Raw genomic sequence first — 19,142 nt, forward strand, 5'->3', positions numbered from 1 at the left:
ACCACCTCAAATTAGTACAAAATGCCCAAGAGCAATATCCATTTTAACTTATCTGAGCGCAAAATACTGTTGCGTATTTTAGATATTGTTTCTGTGCTTGGGGTATTGTATTGTGTTGGGCACTCCTTGCATTTCGATTATTTTACTATTACAACGGTAAACTGGAGATGGGTTTTTGTGCTCATTCTTTACATTTCTATTTTTGGGACTATTTTCGAACTTTACGATTTGCAGAAGTCCAGTAAAATTGAAAAGATTTCCACTAGCATCGTGTTTACGGTATCAACCACGGTACTGTTTTATTTTTTAACACCGTTTTTTACTCCGGTGTTGCCCGACAACCGTTTGCAGATTCTGTTTTTCTATTTCTCCATTTTAGTGGCGCTGTTTTTATGGCGATGGGCTTATATTTCATTCATCGTGTCACCTCGGTTTTACAAACGGGTGCTCATTATTGGTGAAATATCAAATATTGAAACCATTTTTGAAACTTTTAAAACGGCCGACCCCAATTATAAAATTGTGGGGTTTGTTAATTGTGAAACCAATAAGGAAGCATCAGTACGGTTTAATGCCGTGCCAGAATATAGTCCAAAACAGATTAGGGAAGTGATTGAAAAAGAAGCGCTTTCCGAAATCGTGGTAGCCAGTTACAGTTCAGAAAATATCACTTCTGAAATTTATTATATACTTATAAAATTACTGGAAGAAGGGTTTCCCATCAATGAATATACCCAGGTTTATGAAGACCTCACACGGCGCATACCTGTGCAGTTTGTGGGAAAGGATTTCTATAAATATTTTCCGTTTAGCCGGAACAACCAAAACAAACTGTATTTGTTTTTCCATCGCCTTTTTGATGTTTTTGTTTCGTTAATTGGGATTGTTTTGGGTATTGTTTTGTCACCCTTAATATTAATTGGAAATTTTATTGGAAACCGAGGCCCATTATTTTACAAACAGGAACGCGTGGGCAAAAATGGTAAGGTGTTTAATATTATCAAATTTCGGACGATGGTAAAAAACGCCGAGCTAGACGGAGCGGTGTGGTCAACCAAAGGCGATGTTCGTATCACGCCTTTTGGTAAATTTATGAGGAACACGCGAATAGACGAAATTCCACAGTTTATCAATATCTTAAAAGGCGAAATGAGTTTGATAGGCCCACGTCCCGAACGTCCGTTTTTTGTTAAGGAATTATCGAGAATGTTGCCGTTTTACGAAACACGCCACATGGTAAAACCCGGATTGACTGGTTGGGCACAGGTAAAAACGCGCTATGGTTCTTCGGTTGATGATAGCTTGCTCAAGTTGCAATACGATCTGTACTATATAAAACACCGTGGTTTTTTTCTCGATATGAATGTGTTGGTAAAAACCCTGAGTACCGTGATTTTCTTCCGCGGACAGTGATTTGGTTTTCAGTAGGCAGGTTTTAGTCGCAGTCATAAGTCATAGTCCCATTTTGCGGTATTCAGAAGTAGCTTAGCGCCTTAGCGAGAGCACTAATGGTTTCCTGTTCACTTTTCAGAGTAGTTGTATATTTTTCGTTATTACAGATAGCGTTTGTCAGTTCGAGCGGAGTCGAGAAAATCTCGATTTTTAATGCTATTACAAGACTATGAAGTAAATAATGTTAAGCGATCCAAATTGGATAGTTTTTCATTAAAGCCTTTTCGCCAAAAACAAATACCGAACAAAAAGCGCCAATATCAACGGAATTAGACCAATAGCAAAAACTTGTACACCAATCACCCAATGTAGTGTTAAAAGGCAAAGGAGAATAATCAATAGTTTTACGTATTTAACAAACCATGCACTTGGTTGTTTTTTTAGCAATTGGCCAATCATAAAAATATTAAGCGCAAAGGCCCAAAGTAAGTTGTAATTTTGGTGGGTGCCCAAATGGTCGGTGGCAAACCAAAGCAGTAAAATAAAAATCCCGATAAGCCCAGTAATACTGAAAAGAATAACATCCAGCCATTTACTTCGGGTGTGATTTTTGTAATCTTTGTAAGTGATCAAAATGATAAAAAGACCAACAATCCCTAAAATAAACAACGGACTGCTTAAAAACGAGCTGGGTTGTTTGGTCTCCTTTTTAGTGTAAATAATACGGTTTTCTTTCACCAGCGGTTCGTTGCTATTTTTTATAGTGGCATTTCCAAAGAACAAATGTATGTTTTCAGGTAAAAACATATGTTGCTCGGGAGTAGCTAGTCTGTCGATAACCGAGCCCAATGCCACATCAATACCCAAACTTCCCCATGAATTTCGGTTTAAATTATTTTGAATTAAAGTCCGAAAGGTTGCTTCTTGATAGTCTTTTGGCGGGTAAAAGGTCACCGAATCGTTCAAAGCAATTTGTGTAACATCTTTAATCTTTGTGGCGCAATTATCAAAAAAGAAATCGTAAAGGTACTTTCTGTTTTCGGACTTGTAGTTGTTGATTAAATAGTCGAACAACCGCTGTTTTTCAGAAGGGTTCAAGTTGAGCACCTGTTCTTTTATCGACCGATTGTAATAATTATAAATCCGATAAAATCTACTAAATTCAGTTTTACTGATTAAATAATGAAGTTTTCCCTGGGCAAATTTTAAATAGAAATTGGGTGCGTCAAAATCGTATTCGCCATAGCCATAAACCACATCGATGCCCTTTTTTCGGTCTTTTATTCTGAATGCACTATGCCCAAAAGCATCGTTAAGCGATGTGCCGGGACCAACGGTAAGCACGCTGATTTCCGCCATGTCTGACAACTCATTTTGCTGTGCTTCGGAAGTGAAAAAAACTAAAAAGAACGATAAAAAAAGTGCTATTTTTTGCATTATCTGAATATGCTAAAGTCGAGTTTCAATGAAAATACGTTGGAATATAGTGCCACACTTTGGTCGCCAATATCGGTAAAAGCATAATCTATTTGAATGCCGTTGTATTTAAAACCCAAACCAAAACTGGGCTGAAAGCTCAACTGTTCCGAATTATCAAACTGTCGTTCGTTTTGGAAATTGCCCATTCCGGCACGTAGATATACCATATCGATATACCCAAATTCAAAGCCCAAAGCTGGGTTAATGCTCGCCACAGAAGTAGAAATGATATCGTTGTTTTCCTCGAAACGGACATTCAAATTCACGGAAGTGAGCAACGTATAATCATAATTAAAATCAACCAATTTTGAAACGCCAATTTGAAGTTTCGGAATGGTAATTTCGGTTGTTTCGGGCAACTCTTGGTTTTGACCTTCAACGGCATCCCTGATGGTTTCGAATTCTTCCTCATCAATGGCCCAAGCATTAAACGTTGTTGTGATGTCTCGCGCCATAACGCCAAATTTCCAATTGTTATTCGTTTCAAATTGAATGCCGGCATCGAGACCAAAACCCCACGAGGACGCAAAATCGCCAATAATTCTTCGAATCACTTTCGCATTTACACCATAATTCAATCCTCGAACGGGTAACGAGCGTGCGTACGAAAACGTTAAACCATAATCGGCGGTTGAAAACAGACTGATTCTATCGTAATTGATATTGCCTTGCTCGTCGATAAGTTGGGTGGTGTTCAAAATATCATCAACAGCAAACCGAATCAACGATATCCCCACAGCACTTTGGTTGTCCAAAGGCATAGCAAAAGCGGCATAGTCGTAGTTGGCAATATTGGCAAAATAACTGGAATGCATTAATGCCAGTTGGTTGTCTTCAAGTTTTAGAAGTCCGGCGGGATTCCAATAACCCGAATTCACATCAGAGGTGTGCGCGGTTACGGCACTGCTCATACCCAATGCGGCTGCATCCACCCCAATGTTCATAAACTCGTTGGAGTATTTTCTTGTGGTTTGACCAAACAAGGCGATAGACAATAAGCCTATTAATGTGGTTAAGTACGGTTTCAATCCCAATTTTTTTACAAAGATGCACATTATTTATAAACCTATAAACTTCAATATGCAAGAGATATTGTTTATTACTTGGTTTAGACGTAATTTGTTTGCTATTTTTACAGATATAAATTGAACTCTATGAAGAAACACATACCCAACGCCATAACACTATTGAATTTATTGTGTGGCTGTATTGCGGTGGTTTTTGCGGTAAACGACCATTTTGTGGCCGCTGCTTTTTTTGTGTTTTTAGGCATTTTTTTCGACTTTTTTGATGGTTTGGCTGCCCGAAAATTGAATGTGCAAAGTGATTTGGGCTTGCAGTTGGATTCTTTGGCCGATGTGGTGACGAGTGGGTTAGTGCCCGGAATTGTAATGTTCAAATTATTGGGCTTGGCATCAGGGACCTATGAATCCATTAGTGCTTCAGGGGGCTGGGGAGCCGATTTTTATCTAGCACCCCTTAATGTATCTATTATGGCTATTTTGGGTTTCACAATTACTTTGGCGTCGGCGTACCGATTGGCAAAATTTAACATAGACGACGAACAGCAAAGCTATTTTAAAGGCTTGCCAACACCGGCCAATGCCTTATTCATTGTATCATTACCCTTAATGATTGAATTTCAAAATAGCGATGCTATTAATGCCATCATTCTTAATAAATGGTTTTTAATTGCGGTAACTGTATTGAGTTGCTATATGCTCAATTCGAACATAAAACTGTTTGCCTTAAAATTCAAGGATTTCAGTTTTAAAAATAATGCCCTACGTTATATTTTCATCATACTTTGTGTGGTGTTGTTGTTGGTTTTGCAATTTGCCGCTATTCCCGTAATCATTTTACTTTATGTTCTTATGTCGGTTTTCGACAATTTAACCTCAAATAAAACGCTTTAATGGCTTCCGGAATTTTTGCCCTACTAGATGATATTGCAGCATTAATGGACGATGTTGTGGTAATGACCAAACTTTCAACTAAAAAAACCGCCGGCATATTGGGCGACGATTTAGCAGTAAATGCCGAAAAGGCCACAGGTTTTGTGTCGTCTCGCGAACTGCCCGTATTATGGGCCATAACCAAAGGGTCGTTTTTAAACAAACTGATTATTTTGCCCGTGGCGTTTTTGCTTAGTTCGTTTTTGCCCTGGGCCATTACCTTAATTTTAATCTTGGGCGGTATTTATTTAGCTTTTGAAGGTGTTGAAAAAATAATGGAATACCTGGTGCCACACAGACATGAAGATGACCTTAAAAAAATAAAGAACAAAGAAGCTGGCGAGATTTTGGATGTTGAAAAGGCCAAAATAAAATCGGCCATTTTTACTGATTTTATACTATCTGTCGAAATCGTGATTATCGCTTTGGGCACGGTTTTAGATAAGCCCATAATGTTTCAGGTTTTGGTAGTGTCGTTAGTGGCCATTATCGCTACCGTTGGGGTTTACGGTATAGTTGCGCTTATTGTAAGAATGGACGATTTAGGCTTGGCACTTATCAAAAAAAGTGGCAATAAAAAAGGAATTCTTTTTGGTTTGGGCAGTATGCTGGTAAAAGCGCTTCCCATTATCATTAAAAGTTTATCGGTTATCGGTACCATCGCGCTTATTTTGGTTGCTGGCGGTATCTTCTCGCATAATATTGAATATTTCCATCATCTCATGGAAAGCTGGCCATCTTTTATAAAAGACTTTATTTTAGGGTTGGCCGTGGGTTTTGTGGCGTACTTGATTGTAACAGGATTTAAAAGATTGCTCCGAAAGACAGAATAAAACAGGCCAATACAGTGTTTGTTTAGTGTTTCAAAATAAATTTTTACCGCGGAATTACTTCGACTGCGGACAAAAAATTAGTCTCTAATTTTTTTCTTCCGTAGTTCAAAATTCTGACCTAAATACACTTTTCGAACCATTTCGTCGTTGGCCAATTCTTCGGGTTCTCCAGCTTTTAAAATACTGCCTTCAAACATCAAATAGGTGCGGTCTGTAATGGCCAAAGTTTCCTGTACGTTGTGGTCGGTAATTAAAATGCCAATGTTCTTTTTGGTAAGCTGTGCCACAATACGCTGAATGTCTTCAACAGCCACGGGGTCAACGCCAGCAAAGGGTTCATCTAAAAGGATGAAACTCGGGTCGGTAGCCAAGGCACGGGCAATTTCGGTACGTCGGCGCTCACCACCAGAGAGCAAATCTCCTCGGTTTTTTCGGATATGGCCCAAACTAAATTCTTCAATAAGCGATTCCATTTTATGGAGCTGTTCTTTTTTGCTCAATTTGGTAAGTTGCAGCACGCTTAAAATATTATCTTCAATACTCAGTTTTCTAAACACAGAAGCCTCTTGTGCCAAATAACCAATACCATTTTGGGCCCGTTTGTACATGGGGTATTTGGTAATTTCGGTATTGTCTAAAAATATATGGCCACCGTTGGGCTTTATTAAGCCCACAATCATATAAAACGACGTTGTTTTTCCAGCACCATTAGGGCCTAAAAGTCCAACAATTTCACCTTGTTCCACCTTAAGCGAAACATCTTTCACCACTTTTCGTCCGCTGTAGGACTTCATTAAATTTTCGGCCTTTAAAATCATAATATCATATTGTCAATTGTTGAGATTGAATGTGTTTTTATAAACGCTAAAAATAGCAAAATCATATACAACCGTTAAATTAGTGCCCGTGTTTAACAGCTTGTTCTTCTTTTTCTTTTTTCAACTGATTTTTTACCACAATTTTTGAAATATAAATACTCACTTGGTAAAGAATCAAAATCGGAATGGCCACAATAACCTGGCTGGCGATATCTGGAGGTGTAATAACGGCCGAAAGAATTAATACCACTACCAATGCGTACTTTCGGTATTTCCTTAATATTTGCGGGGTTACCAAACCTATTTTGGTTAAAAAATAAATGATAATAGGTAATTCGAAAATCAAGCCAGAAGCCAGAGCCGATGAGCGCACCAAGGCAATATACGAACTGATATCAATTTGGTTATCCACAACATCAGAAATGCTGTAGTTCGCTAAGAAATTAAGCGACAACGGCGTAACGATATAGTAGCCAAAAAATACACCGATGAAAAACAATAACGATGAAATAATGATAAAGCCGCGGGAATGTTTACGTTCGTTATCGTGCAAACCGGGACTTATAAATTTCCAAAGTTGATAAATGACGTAGGGAAATGAAATGATGAATCCGCCTAAGATGGCCGTCCAAATATCGGCCGAAAATTGCCCGGCCATGGTGCGGTTTTGAATAATCATAGGCATTTCTTCAGCACAAAACGTTGTGTCCACTCCAATGAAATTCGCAGCCTGACATAAAAAATTGTAAGTTGGAAAGCTCATCCTTAGCGGTGCGAAAATGATTTGGTCGAAAATAAATCGGCTGAAAATAAAGGCCAGCGTAGCGACAATGATAACCGCCAAACAAATCCGGATTAAATGCCAGCGTAAATCTTCGAGATGGTCTAAAAAAGACATCTCATTAATATTTTTTTTTGCCATTATATAATCCCTTCTTTTATTAAATCATGCAAATGAACCACACCTGCATATTTACCATCCTCTTCAACCAATAATTGCGAAATTTCATGGGTTTCCATCAGTTCAATGGCATCTATGGCCATCAATTTAGATTCGATGCGTTTAGGATTTTCGCTCATAATGTCTTTGGCGGTAAGTTTCGAAAAATCGTCGGCCTTGGTAAGCATTCGGCGTAAGTCGCCATCGGTAATAATACCTATTATTTTATCGTTTTCAACTACAGCGGTAACGCCTAGCATTTTTTCGGTTATTTCTACAATAACATCTTTTATGCTTGTGCCCAATTCCACTTTCGGCTTTTGGTTTGCAGAAGAAATATCTTTAACCCTTAAGTACAATTTTTTGCCCAAAGCGCCACCGGGGTGGTATTTGGCAAAATCGTTGCTTGAAAATCCGCGTAAATCCAACAAACACATCGCCAATGCATCGCCAATAACCAATTGAGCAGTCGTGCTGGTGGTCGGTGCCAAATTGTTGGGGCAGGCCTCTTTTTCAACGTAAGCGTTCAAAATATAATCGGCGTGCTGACCTAAAAACGAATCTTTATTTCCGGTTATGGCAATCAGTTTATTGTGAACCCGCTTTATAAGTGGCACCACCACTTTAATTTCGGGGGTATTGCCACTTTTCGAAAGGCAAATCACTACATCGTCATTTTGGATGAGTCCCAAGTCGCCGTGAATAGCGTCGGCTGCATGCATAAAAATGGCGGGGGTACCAGTAGAATTTAAGGTAGCCACAATCTTGTTGCCAATAATAGCACTTTTTCCAATTCCCGTAATAATCACACGACCTTTGGCGTTGTATATTAGTTTTACGGCTTCGGCAAAATCGTCTGTTATTAAGCTAGATAGGTTTAAAACGGCTTGGGCTTCCATTTCGATAGTTTGTTTGGCCCGGCCTAGAATAGCATTTTTGTCTTTCAAATTTTGTTATTTTTAGGTTGATGTTTAAAGAATTTATTATCTTTAAATGATAATCAAAATTGAAAATTGTTGTAATTTGGATTTTCGTTACAAAACTAACGAAAAAAATATGAGGGTTCTTCAAATGCTATATTAAATTCAATGATTCGGATTTAATGATTTATAGTTATTTTTAATTTAGTTAAATTTTAATTCAGTTCATGTCAATAACAAAAACCGACTTGCAGGACGCCCTAAAAAAATATTTTGGGTTTGGCAAGTTTAAAGGACTTCAAGAAAATGTTATAGATAGTCTCTTATCAGGAAATCATACGTTTGTAATTATGCCCACTGGCGGCGGTAAATCGCTATGTTATCAGTTGCCCGCTTTAATGAGCGAAGGCACGGCCATTGTGGTCTCTCCATTAATTGCGTTGATGAAAAATCAAGTGGATGCCATTAGAGGTGTTTCAAAAGAAGATGGCGTGGCTCACGTATTGAATTCGTCTTTGAATAAAACGGAAGTAAAAAGAGTAAAACAGGATATTGTTGACGGAACCACCAAGTTGCTTTACGTAGCGCCAGAATCGTTGACCAAAGAAGAAAATGTTGAATTCTTAAAAACGGTGAAAATATCGTTTTTGGCCATTGACGAAGCGCACTGTATTAGCGAATGGGGACATGATTTTAGACCAGAGTACCGTAACCTTAGAAACATCATTGGCCGTATTGGGGAAAATATTCCTATTATTGGTTTAACCGCTACGGCAACCCCGAAAGTTCAGGAGGATATAATTAAAAACTTAGGTATTACGGGAGCGAAAACTTTTAAAGCTTCCTTTAACCGCCCTAATTTATATTACGAAGTACGACCAAAAACTAAAAATGTAGATGTCGATATCATTCGTTTCATAAAACAAAACGAAGGAAAATCGGGCATTGTTTACTGTTTAAGTAGAAAGCGGGTTGAAGAGTTGGCGCAAGTACTTCAAGTAAATGGCATCAAAGCGGTGCCTTATCATGCTGGGCTCGATGCCAAATCGCGTTCGCTTTACCAAGATCAATTTTTAATGGAAGATGTCGATGTGGTGGTGGCAACAATCGCATTTGGAATGGGCATTGATAAACCCGATGTGCGATTTGTAATCCATCACGATATCCCAAAAAGTATTGAAAGCTATTATCAGGAAACCGGACGTGCGGGTCGAGATGGGGGCGAAGGCCATTGTTTAGCTTTCTATTCCTACAAAGACATTGAAAAGCTAGAAAAATTCATGTCGGGCAAACCAGTAGCCGAACAGGAAATTGGTCATGCGCTGTTGCAAGAGGTGGTGGCTTTTGCCGAAACTTCCATTTCGCGACGGAAATTCATTCTACATTATTTTGGGGAAGAATTTGATAACGAAACCGGAGAAGGTGGTGATATGGACGATAACGTTCGTCACCCAAAAAAGAAAATTGAAGCGAAAGATGATGTGAAACTGCTTTTGGAAGTGATTGAAAAGACGAATCAAAAATACAAATCGAAAGACTTGGTGAACGTTTTGGTAGGCAAGGAAAATGCACTTATTAATTCGCACAAAACCAATGAACAGCCCTTTTTTGGACAAGGAAAAGCCAAAGACAAAAAATATTGGATGGCACTTTTAAGACAGGCTTTGGTGGCTGGTTATCTTAAAAAAGATATTGAAACCTATGGCGTTATTAAACTTTCAAAGGAGGGTAAAGATTTCATAAAGAAACCGCAGTCGTTTATGATGACTGAAGACCACGTTTTCGATAGCGCTGAAGATGACGGAAATATTATCACCGCGGCTAAAGGTGGTGGAGCAGTGGCCGACGAAGCTTTGATGGGCATGCTCAAGGATCTTCGTAAAAAGAATGCCAAGAAATTAGGCGTTCCGCCATTTGTAATTTTTCAAGATCCGTCGTTGGAAGATATGGCACTTAAATACCCGACCACGATTGCAGAATTGAGCAATGTACATGGTGTTGGAGATGGAAAAGCCAAAAAATACGGAAAGGATTTTGTGGCTATGATAGCCAAATATGTCGAGGAAAATGATATTGTTAGGCCAGATGACTTGGTGGTTAAATCAACGGGTGTAAATTCTTCAAATAAACTTTACATTATTCAAAATGTAGATCGCAAACTGCCGTTGGATGACATTGCTGCTTCCAAAGGCATGAGTATGGAAGAATTCATAAAGGAAATGGAAGCCATTGTTTATTCAGGAACAAAACTGAACATCGATTATTGGATTGACGACGTTTTGGATGAGGACCAGCAAGAAGAAATCCATGAATATTTTATGGAATCGGAATCTGATGATATCAAATCAGCCATTGAAGAATTTGATGGCGATTACGACGATGAAGAGCTGCGCTTATACCGAATTAAATTTATAAGCGAAGTGGCTAATTAAACTTTGTGTCTAACTTCGTACTTCCCACTTTGTTTTCTATCTTTACACTTTCTTAAAAATTAGAACAATGCAAGACGGATTATACGCAAAATTCAATACTACAAAAGGAGAAATCCTAGTGGCTCTAGAGTACCAAAAAACACCGGGAACTGTTGGTAACTTTGTGGCTTTGGCCGAAGGAAATTTAGAAAATAATGCTAAACCACAGGGTAAACCTTATTATGATGGCTTAAAGTTCCACAGAGTCATTCCAGATTTTATGATTCAGGGAGGCTGTCCTCAAGGTTCGGGAGCAGGTAACCCGGGTTATCAGTTCGATGACGAGTTTCACCCGGATTTAAAACACGATGGCCCAGGCATATTGTCTATGGCCAATGCAGGGCCAGGAACCAACGGAAGCCAGTTTTTCATCACGCATGTTGAAACGCCTTGGTTGGATAACAAACACACGGTTTTCGGAAAAGTGGAGCACGGACAAGAAGTGGTTGATGCTATTGCGCAAGGCGATAAAATCGAATCTTTGGAAATAGTACGTGTTGGTGATGAAGCTGAAAATTTCAATGCCGTTGAAGCTTTTAGAGTGTTTGAAGGTGCTCGTGAAAAAAGAATTGCTGAAGCTAAAGAAGCGGCCGAAGCCGAATTGGATAAAATAGCTGCAGGATTTAAAAAGACCGATAGTGGTTTGCGTTACCAAATTCTTCAAGAAGGCAACGGCACAAAAGCCGATAAGGGAAAAACGGTTTCTGTACATTACAAAGGGCAGTTGTCTGATGGAACGGTTTTCGATTCGTCGTACAAACGTAACGAACCTATCGAATTCCCCATTGGAGTGGGGCAGGTTATTCCGGGTTGGGACGAAGGTATCCAACTTTTAAAAGTGGGCGATAAAGCCCGTTTGGTAATACCTAGCCACTTAGGCTACGGTAGCCGAGGTGCTGGCGGTGTTATTCCACCAGATGCTACATTGGTATTTGATGTAGAGCTTATGAATGTGAAGTAAGCCACTTTCAAATAATAACATATCAAAAAGCATCTAAATTTATTTAGGTGCTTTTTTGTTTTTCGAAACCGTTGTAATGTGTTACTAAATTGATTCCCCAATGGGCTAGCGCTTCGACCCCGCTCAGCGTGACAGTGATGTATAACGAAAATTAAAAGTAGCTACTGTTGAAAAGGAAACAGAAAAATTTCAAACAATTCCGTTTTGTATTCAGAATATAAAATTTAGTATAGGCGTCAATTCGAGTGGATTTTTCGATTGAAATGAGAAAAATTTTTATCGAGAATTGGACTTTGCCTATCTCGAAGTTCTCGATACAATTTCTCGTGCCTCAAAATCACTCGAACAGACGCATAAACTATTATATGTAAAAACCAATTAAATAATCTTCTTGATCACACGAAGCTTATGGGTGTGCATCCTTCTGTCAGCATTGTAAATGCCAGAATGGTCCAAACGGTCAATTCTCACTTTTCCGTGGGCGTGGATGATGTAGTTGTCTTTCATAATAATACCTACGTGCGTTATGATGCCCTCTTGATTGTCAAAAAACGCCAAATCGCCCGGTTCGCTTTCTTCAATAAAACTGAGGGCTTCACCTTGAGTTGCTTGCTGTGAGGCATCACGGAGTAAATTATAGCCATTTAACTTATATACCATTTGGGTAAAACCAGAGCAGTCGATGCCAAAAGGTGTTTTTCCTCCCCATAAATAGGGGGCGTCTAAAAATAGAAAAGCTGTTTTTATAATATTCGATTTGTCATTTTTGCAATCAATAAACCCGCCATCGTAATTATGATTCAAAAGCGGAAGACCGTTTAAGGTTGCTCCAATGGAAATGGGGAATATTTGGTGATTTTCGTCTTCAATAAATTCAACCAAATCGGTCGAAAGTTTTTGGGGTTGGCTGTTCAGCGCTTTATAGGCTGCCTCGTTAATTTCAAGGTATTGTTTGTTGTCTATCCAGCCTTCATATTTATCAAAAGAAAGGCGGATTTTGCTCCAATTTTTGCGTTGTTCCAAAACCTTAAAAAATTCACCGTATAGTACTTGCGATACCAATTCGCTAGTGTCGGCCGGTTCATTTCTAAGTGGGACAATGCTTAAATTACAAATTCCGTATTGCATTAAATACTTTTAGTTGCGTTCAATAATCATTGCCGATGCCCCTCCGCCGCCGTTACAAATGGCTGCCGCACCTATTTTTGCTTGGTTTTGTTCTAAAACGTTGAGAAGCGTAATTAAAATTCTAACTCCAGAACAACCCAATGGGTGACCCAAAGAAACCGCTCCGCCATTTACATTGACGTTGGAATCGTTAAGGCCTAAAATTTTCATATTGGCCAAACCAACAACCGAAAACGCTTCATTAAATTCAAAATAATCGACTTTGTCAATTGTAATATTAGCTTTTTTTAATGCTTTGGGTAGCGCCTTTGCCGGGGCCGTTGTAAACCATTCGGGTTCCTGTGCAGCATCGGCGTAGCTTTTAATGGTTGCCAGAGGTTTCAAGCCTAATTCATCAGCTTTCCTTTTACTCATTAAAACCATGGCACCGGCACCATCGTTTATCGTGGATGCATTGGCTGCTGTTACGGTACCTTCTTTTGAAAATACCGGCCGCAATTGCGGAATTTTATCTATCCTAACATTTTTATATTCTTCATCTTCGGTAACGATAACAGGGTCACCTTTTCGTTGTGGAACTTCAACGGGTACGATTTCATTGTTGAATTTTCCGTTGTTCCAAGCTTCCGCTGATCGTTTATAAGATTGGATAGCGTAAGCATCTTGTTCTTCCCTTGAAAATTTATATTTAACGGCGCAAGCATCGGCACAAACCCCCATGGCATTTTGGTCGTAGGCGTCAACCAAACCATCTTTCTGCATGCCGTCTACTAAAGTTGTTGGTCCAAATTTGGTTCCTGTACGGGCGTGTAGGTAATGTGGGATAAGGCTCATGTTTTCCATGCCTCCGGCAACTACTATTTCGGCATCGCCAAGAGCAATAGCTTGTGCGGCCTGCATAACGGCTTTCATCCCCGAAGCACATACTTTGTTTACCGTTGTACACGGTACCGTGTTGGGAATGCCCGCATATATCGCAGCTTGACGCGCAGGAGCTTGCCCTGAACCTGCTTGTACCACATGCCCCATTAAAACCTCTTCAACAAATTCTGGTTTAAGATTTATTTTTTCCAGAGCACCCTTTATGGCAATGGCACCCAATTTTGGGGCAGGTATGGTAGACAAAGCCCCCATAAAGCTGCCAATGGGGGTTCTGGCGGCAGAAACAATAACAACTTGGTTATCCATTAGTTTAAAATCTTTACTTTAGTACTTGCGAAAATAACGATTTTTTGATAGAAACTTGAACGTTTCAGCTATTATAAAAATAGCCCAAACCTCTTATAAATTTATTACTTTTGGTTTTTAGATGAAAGATTATATAAACGCCTTATACAGAAACCATTCCTTAATATACAAGGCATTATTGTTTCTGTGCACCACGGTTTTAATTGTTTACCTGTTCCCCAAAAGCGGAAAATTTAGATATACTTTTGAGAGAGGAAAGCCTTGGCAATCTGAAAGTTTACAGGCACCTTTCGATTTTGCCATTAAAAAAACGGGGGAAGAAATTGCAGCCGAAAAAAAGGAAATTGTTGAAAACGCACTACTGTATTTTAATTTAAATCCTTCGGTTGAAACTAAAGTGAGCGAGGGGTTTAAATCGCAGTTTGAAGCCACATTTTCTGATACGATATCCAGAGCCAGTTCGGAAAAACTTTTTAAAACCGGAGAGCATATTATCTCGCAGCTGTATGCTTTCGGTATTTTAAATGAAAACCACGATTTTCCTGAGGATAAAAGAATAGCCATTCTCGACGGACGTGAAAAAATTAAAGATGGTTTTTATTCCAATTTAATCAAACCGGATAATGTTCCTGGTGTTATAGATCAGGTATTGGAAAACAACAATCTAAAACATTACAAAACCTCTTTTGTTTCGTTGTTTTTCGATTTGGTAGAACCGAATTTAAGCTACAACAAAAATTTTACAGATAAGGCGCTTCAGGATGAGTTAAGTGAAATTTCATATACCAAAGGAAGCATTGCCAAGGAAACCTTGATCGTTTCGAAGGGTGAAGTGGTAGAGGGTAGTAAATACCAGATTTTAAAGTCTTTGCAATCGGAATATGAATCGCAGGTTTGGAGCCAGTCCAACTATAACTGGATCTTGTTTGCTTATACATTATTGGTGGCTTTGGTTTTACTTATGTTGTTTTTATTCTTAAAAAAGTATCGCCCCAAAGTTTTTGATGATAACACAAAAGTAACCTTTATTTTCTTTAACATTTCGTTGCTTATTTTTATAACCACATTGGTTGTAAAATATGACGCCAAGTACATTTACATAGTCCCCATTTGTATTTTGCCACTGGTTTTTAAAGCATTTTTCGATGCTAGATTGGGGTTGTTTGCCCATGTACTTACCGTATTGTTATTGGGATTTGTAGTGCCTAATAGCTACGAGTATATTTTTCTGCAGACCATAGCCGGAATTGTTACGATACTCACGGTTTCTGAACTTTACAAACGAGCCAATTTGTTTATTTCAGTAGGACAAATCACTCTAATTTATATTATCGCATATTTTGCTTTTTTTGTTATTCACGAGGGCAGCGTAGAAACCCTAAAATGGGAAACTTTCATTTGGTTTATATTATGTGGCCTGGCTACATTGTTTGTTCAGCCGCTTATTTATGCTTATGAAAAATTATTCGGTTTGGTGAGCGATGTGTCGCTTTTGGAGCTGTCTGACACGAATTCGAAGCTTTTAAAGGAATTGGCAAACGTGGCGCCGGGCACATTTCACCATTCATTAAATGTAGCCAATTTGGCTGAAGCTTCGGCCAACGAAATTGGAGCCAATGCGATGTTGGCAAGGGTGGGGGCATTGTATCATGATATTGGCAAAATGAAGAACCCTACGTATTTTACCGAAAACCAATCCACGGGAATCAATCCGCATGACGAACTCTCGGCCAAAGAGAGCGCTAGAATCATAACCGACCATGTAATTAATGGTATCGAAATTGCTCGGAAAAACAATTTGCCTGATCGGGTTATTGATTTTATACGTACGCATCACGGCACTAGTTTGGTGTATTACTTTTATATGAAAGAAAAAAAGGAATATGAAGTAGCAGATCCGGAGGATTTTAGTTATCCCGGCCCAAAACCCTTCAGTAAGGAAACCGCTATTTTAATGATGTGCGACAGTATTGAGGCCGCTTCAAAAAGTCTAAAAGAACCAAACTCCACAAAAATTGAGGCCTTTGTTGAAAATATAATTAATAAACAGGTAGAAGAAGGCCAGTTTTTAAATGCCAATATTACATTCAAAGAAATTCAATCGATAAAAAAAGTGCTAAAACACAAGCTAGCAAATATTTACCATTTAAGAATTGAATACCCTGAATAAAATTTATAAAAAAGTATAAAAATAGTTGTGTGCTTCTTAGGTTTAAATTACATTTGCAACCGCAATTTTATTGCAAGGTTCTTATTAAAGTTTAGGAGAGGTGCCAGAGTGGTAATGGAGCAGATTGCTAATCTGTCAACGCGTAAGTGTTGCCCGGGTTCGAATCCCGGTCTCTCCGCAAAATTCGGGGTGTAGCCTCTCGACTTCGCTAGAGATAAACTACACTACGATTTTTAAGTTGTACGGGGTGTAGCGTAGCCCGGTTATCGCGCCGCGTTTGGGACGCGGAGGTCGCAGGTTCGAATCCTGCCACCCCGACGAACCTAGTAATAGGTCAAAACAAAACACTGTTAATCTTATGGTTATCAGTGTTTTTTGTTTTTGGGCATTTTGTTTGCTGGCAAATAAAAGCATCTGTTTCCAATAAAAAGGTGTACAAATCGGTGAACACTTTCCCGTCAAAATTGTCGTAAATTTAATGGAGTTGCTACCTTTACTCGGACACAAAATTTAAGACCGTTTGTTACAAAACAAATATCTTAGAAACATGAAAAAACGATATTACAGCCCCGAATTAAAGGAACAGGCAGTTCGCTTAAGCTACCAGCGAGAGAACATAAAAGAGTTAGCGGACGAAATGGGCATAGAGGTCCAAAGGATTTACAAATGGCGCAGGGCAGCCAAAACAACCACGTCCCCTAAGCCAGAAAAACCAATATCCGATGTGCTTTAGAGCTTAAAAGACTGCGCAATGCCCTTAAAAAAAGGAACTTGAAACGATCTTGCAGAGCGTAGCCAAAGCCTTAAAAAAAAGCCGTACACAAAATATCCGAAAATAGTGTTTGCCACTCTTAATATCAAATCTGAGTTGACGGTTTTTAGCAGATTTACATCAAGTGAATTTTTTTCAAGTTGAAGCCATATTAAACACAGTTCATAAAAATGCCAAGAGGTTTATGAGTTAGGCAGAGTTTGGCTTACCAAATTTCTATGTGACCTGTTCAAGAAAGTCTTACATTATTTGTGATAACTTTTAATTAGATTTGTGTTTCAACTCTCTTCAAAAGTTACATGAACCTTGTTTTAGATGAAATAAGAAAAAAGAACGAAAAGGTTTTTAAAAACTTCTTTGACAAAAACTACAAGGATTTAGTTATATACGCCAATGGTTTTTTGTATTGTAAAGATGCTAGCGAAGATGTTGTACAGGAAGTTTTTATTTATTTATGGGAAAACGCCAGTAGTTTAGATATAAAAACATCGTTAAAAAATTATCTTTATTCGATGGTAAGAAATAGGTGTTTTAATTATTTAAAGTCCATAAAAATAGCCGATAGCTACAAAGTACTGGATTTCAATAACACCTTATTTTCTGAACAAGTTTTAGATAAAGCTTCAGAAGAAGAAAAAAAAATAGTTTATAAACAAATACTTAAAATTGTTGATTCACTTCCTGATAAAATGCAGCAAATAGTTAAACTGAAATTTTTTCAAAACTATAAATACTCCGAAATAGCTACAGAAATGGGTGTATCTGTAAATACTGTAAAAACCCAATTAAAGCGAGCTAAACTTAAAATCTCAGAAATGCTAACCATTATACTTGTTTTGTTTGAAATAAATGGTTAAAAACGCAATTTGGTTGATTTATTTTTATGATTTTTAAAATTTTATTGAAAATAATATAATTTTATTGTCACCCATTGTTAAGGTTGTGTTGTCTAAATATTAAATGACCGCAAACAACTAAATAATGGATTTTAAGATCTTAATAAAAAAATTAAACAATACCCTTTCAAAAAATGAAGAGGGCATATTTGATGAATGGTACAATGAATCTGCCGAACACAAACGGTATTTCGATAGTGTAAAAGAAAATTACTCAAAAGATATTGAGATAGTTGATATCCAAAAAGGTTGGAAATCAATATCTGGAAAAATTGAACTGAAACCTAAAAAAACAAACTATTGGAAATATGCGGTTGCCGCATCTGTGGTTTTGCTGTTTTCAATTTCATTTCTGTTTAAATATTCAAACAATAACCCTAAATCAGAACAGCAAATTGTTAATGCAACTGTTGAGCCAGGAAAAGATAAAGCAACCTTAACCCTGGAAAATGGCACTGAAATAGCATTGCAAAAAGGTGCCGTTTATCAATCTGAAACTAGCGTTAGTAATGGAGAGCAGATTACTTACCAATCCAATAATAAAAACACAAACGAAATAAAGTATAACTATTTAACCATACCAAGAGGCGGACAGTTTTTTATAAAACTTGCCGACGGAACACAGGTTTGGTTAAATTCCGAGTCGAAATTAAAATATCCAGTAAGTTTTTCAAACAATGAAGTTAGAAAGGTAGAATTGGTTTACGGAGAAGCTTATTTTGATGTTTCACCTAGCGAAGCTAACAACGGTACTAGATTCAAAGTATTAACCAAAGGACAAGAAATTGAAGTTTTAGGAACAGAATTTAATGTAAAAGCCTATGAGGACGAAACGCACATTTATACCACTTTAGTTGAAGGTAAAGTGGCGCTTCAGGTTAGTGAACATAACGAAGGTTTATTACCAAATCAACAGGCAGTAGTAAATAAAAACAATAGTAATGTGCTAATTACAACAGTAGAAACAAAGTATGAAATCGCTTGGAAAAATGGCTTGTTTAGCTTTAAAAACAAAACGTTAAAAGAAATTATGAAAGTACTATCAAGATGGTACGATGTTAATGTGGTTTTGGAAGATGAAGCTACAGAAAACATCATGTTTAACGGGCAGTTAAGTAAGCATCAGAACATCGAAAATATTTTAAACCTAATTAAAAACACAAACTTTATAAATGCCTATGATATAGACGGAAAAACAATTACAATTAAAAAATAAAAA

The 19,142-nt window shown here is 38.0% G+C and carries 16 protein-coding genes and 2 tRNA genes; 11 read left to right on the forward strand and 7 right to left on the reverse strand.

Going from position 1 to position 19,142, the window contains the following annotated elements:
- Positions 1 to 21: 21 nt before the first annotated feature.
- Positions 22 to 1,413: a sugar transferase gene (locus ABI125_07830; GenBank protein ID XCF07761.1), complete on the forward strand. Its 1,392-nt coding sequence runs from the start codon at positions 22 to 24 to the stop codon at positions 1,411 to 1,413.
- Positions 1,414 to 1,665: 252 nt separating this feature from the next.
- Here the strand turns inward: ABI125_07830 and ABI125_07835 are convergent, their stop codons facing one another.
- A complete protein-coding gene (locus ABI125_07835) occupies positions 1,666 to 2,829 on the reverse strand; it encodes a DUF4105 domain-containing protein (protein ID XCF07762.1) in 1,164 nt (387 codons plus the stop codon).
- The gene (locus ABI125_07840) at positions 2,829 to 3,899 is read right to left on the reverse strand and encodes a PorV/PorQ family protein (GenBank protein XCF07763.1); all 1,071 of its coding nucleotides are present in this window, start codon (positions 3,897 to 3,899) and stop codon (positions 2,829 to 2,831) included. Before ABI125_07840 ends, ABI125_07835 begins: the two co-directional genes overlap by 1 nt.
- A gap of 126 nt (positions 3,900 to 4,025) precedes the next feature.
- Here ABI125_07840 and ABI125_07845 point away from each other — a divergent pair, with 126 nt between their 5' ends.
- Entirely contained in the window at positions 4,026 to 4,787 is a 762-nt protein-coding gene (locus ABI125_07845) for a CDP-alcohol phosphatidyltransferase family protein (protein XCF07764.1), read from the forward strand.
- Positions 4,787 to 5,659, forward strand: coding sequence for a DUF808 domain-containing protein (locus tag ABI125_07850; protein XCF07765.1), 873 nt, complete (start codon positions 4,787 to 4,789; stop codon positions 5,657 to 5,659). Before ABI125_07845 ends, ABI125_07850 begins: the two co-directional genes overlap by 1 nt.
- 77 nt (positions 5,660 to 5,736) lie before the next feature.
- Here the strand turns inward: ABI125_07850 and lptB are convergent, their stop codons facing one another.
- The 3 genes from lptB to ABI125_07865 all read right to left on the reverse strand — a co-directional run bounded on the left by lptB (position 5,737) and on the right by ABI125_07865 (position 8,364).
- Positions 5,737 to 6,477 carry an LPS export ABC transporter ATP-binding protein gene (gene lptB, locus ABI125_07855; protein ID XCF07766.1) on the reverse strand — a complete coding sequence of 247 codons (741 nt, stop codon included), beginning with the start codon at positions 6,475 to 6,477 and terminating at the stop codon, positions 5,737 to 5,739.
- A gap of 79 nt (positions 6,478 to 6,556) precedes the next feature.
- A complete protein-coding gene (tatC, locus tag ABI125_07860; protein XCF07767.1) occupies positions 6,557 to 7,399 on the reverse strand; it encodes a twin-arginine translocase subunit TatC in 843 nt (280 codons plus the stop codon).
- Positions 7,399 to 8,364 (reverse strand): KpsF/GutQ family sugar-phosphate isomerase, encoded by a 966-nt coding sequence (locus tag ABI125_07865; protein XCF07768.1) that lies wholly within the window; start codon positions 8,362 to 8,364, stop codon positions 7,399 to 7,401. Before ABI125_07865 ends, tatC begins: the two co-directional genes overlap by 1 nt.
- Before the next feature lie 200 nt (positions 8,365 to 8,564).
- On the opposite strand from ABI125_07865, the gene ABI125_07870 reads away from it, so the two are divergent.
- Both ABI125_07870 and ABI125_07875 read left to right on the forward strand, forming a co-directional pair.
- A complete protein-coding gene (locus tag ABI125_07870; GenBank protein XCF07769.1) occupies positions 8,565 to 10,769 on the forward strand; it encodes a RecQ family ATP-dependent DNA helicase in 2,205 nt (734 codons plus the stop codon).
- Between the two features lie 67 nt (positions 10,770 to 10,836).
- A complete protein-coding gene (locus ABI125_07875; GenBank protein ID XCF07770.1) occupies positions 10,837 to 11,769 on the forward strand; it encodes a peptidylprolyl isomerase in 933 nt (310 codons plus the stop codon).
- A 378-nt stretch (positions 11,770 to 12,147) separates the two neighbouring features.
- Here the strand turns inward: ABI125_07875 and ABI125_07880 are convergent, their stop codons facing one another.
- Positions 12,148 to 12,897: a C40 family peptidase gene (locus tag ABI125_07880; GenBank protein XCF07771.1), complete on the reverse strand. Its 750-nt coding sequence runs from the start codon at positions 12,895 to 12,897 to the stop codon at positions 12,148 to 12,150.
- Positions 12,898 to 12,906: 9 nt separating this feature from the next.
- Positions 12,907 to 14,085 carry an acetyl-CoA C-acyltransferase gene (locus ABI125_07885; GenBank protein XCF07772.1) on the reverse strand — a complete coding sequence of 393 codons (1,179 nt, stop codon included), beginning with the start codon at positions 14,083 to 14,085 and terminating at the stop codon, positions 12,907 to 12,909.
- A 121-nt stretch (positions 14,086 to 14,206) separates the two neighbouring features.
- Between ABI125_07885 and ABI125_07890 the strand changes: the two genes are divergently transcribed.
- The 6 genes from ABI125_07890 to ABI125_07915 all read left to right on the forward strand — a co-directional run bounded on the left by ABI125_07890 (position 14,207) and on the right by ABI125_07915 (position 19,139).
- The gene (locus ABI125_07890) at positions 14,207 to 16,255 is read left to right on the forward strand and encodes an HDIG domain-containing metalloprotein (GenBank protein ID XCF07773.1); all 2,049 of its coding nucleotides are present in this window, start codon (positions 14,207 to 14,209) and stop codon (positions 16,253 to 16,255) included.
- 94 nt (positions 16,256 to 16,349) lie between these two features.
- Positions 16,350 to 16,433, forward strand: a tRNA-Ser gene (locus tag ABI125_07895).
- A 65-nt stretch (positions 16,434 to 16,498) separates the two neighbouring features.
- A tRNA-Pro gene (locus ABI125_07900) sits at positions 16,499 to 16,573 on the forward strand.
- Between the two features lie 229 nt (positions 16,574 to 16,802).
- Entirely contained in the window at positions 16,803 to 16,988 is a 186-nt protein-coding gene (locus ABI125_07905) for a transposase (GenBank protein XCF07888.1), read from the forward strand.
- Positions 16,989 to 17,326: 338 nt separating this feature from the next.
- Positions 17,327 to 17,884 (forward strand): RNA polymerase sigma-70 factor, encoded by a 558-nt coding sequence (locus ABI125_07910; protein XCF07774.1) that lies wholly within the window; start codon positions 17,327 to 17,329, stop codon positions 17,882 to 17,884.
- A 124-nt stretch (positions 17,885 to 18,008) separates the two neighbouring features.
- Positions 18,009 to 19,139 carry a FecR family protein gene (locus ABI125_07915; protein ID XCF07775.1) on the forward strand — a complete coding sequence of 377 codons (1,131 nt, stop codon included), beginning with the start codon at positions 18,009 to 18,011 and terminating at the stop codon, positions 19,137 to 19,139.
- Positions 19,140 to 19,142: the final 3 nt, after the last annotated feature.

Source organism: Tamlana crocina, assembly GCA_040429635.1.
In the GTDB taxonomy this organism is placed as follows: Bacteria; Bacteroidota; Bacteroidia; order Flavobacteriales; family Flavobacteriaceae; genus Flavisericum; species Flavisericum crocinum.

Bases quoted from the DNA above. Each gene is read 5' to 3' on its own strand.
- ABI125_07830 (XCF07761.1), top strand. From the start codon at position 22: ATGCCCAAGAGCAATATCCATTTTAACTTATCTGAGCGCAAAATACTG.
- ABI125_07835 (XCF07762.1), bottom strand. From the start codon at position 2,829: ATGCAAAAAATAGCACTTTTTTTATCGTTCTTTTTAGTTTTTTTCACT.
- ABI125_07845 (XCF07764.1), top strand. From the start codon at position 4,026: ATGAAGAAACACATACCCAACGCCATAACACTATTGAATTTATTGTGT.
- ABI125_07850 (XCF07765.1), top strand. From the start codon at position 4,787: ATGGCTTCCGGAATTTTTGCCCTACTAGATGATATTGCAGCATTAATG.
- lptB (XCF07766.1), bottom strand. From the start codon at position 6,477: ATGATTTTAAAGGCCGAAAATTTAATGAAGTCCTACAGCGGACGAAAA.
- tatC (XCF07767.1), bottom strand. From the start codon at position 7,399: ATGGCAAAAAAAAATATTAATGAGATGTCTTTTTTAGACCATCTCGAA.
- ABI125_07870 (XCF07769.1), top strand. From the start codon at position 8,565: ATGTCAATAACAAAAACCGACTTGCAGGACGCCCTAAAAAAATATTTT.
- ABI125_07875 (XCF07770.1), top strand. From the start codon at position 10,837: ATGCAAGACGGATTATACGCAAAATTCAATACTACAAAAGGAGAAATC.
- ABI125_07880 (XCF07771.1), bottom strand. From the start codon at position 12,897: ATGCAATACGGAATTTGTAATTTAAGCATTGTCCCACTTAGAAATGAA.
- ABI125_07885 (XCF07772.1), bottom strand. From the start codon at position 14,085: ATGGATAACCAAGTTGTTATTGTTTCTGCCGCCAGAACCCCCATTGGC.
- ABI125_07890 (XCF07773.1), top strand. From the start codon at position 14,207: ATGAAAGATTATATAAACGCCTTATACAGAAACCATTCCTTAATATAC.
- ABI125_07905 (XCF07888.1), top strand. From the start codon at position 16,803: ATGAAAAAACGATATTACAGCCCCGAATTAAAGGAACAGGCAGTTCGC.
- ABI125_07910 (XCF07774.1), top strand. From the start codon at position 17,327: ATGAACCTTGTTTTAGATGAAATAAGAAAAAAGAACGAAAAGGTTTTT.
- ABI125_07915 (XCF07775.1), top strand. From the start codon at position 18,009: ATGGATTTTAAGATCTTAATAAAAAAATTAAACAATACCCTTTCAAAA.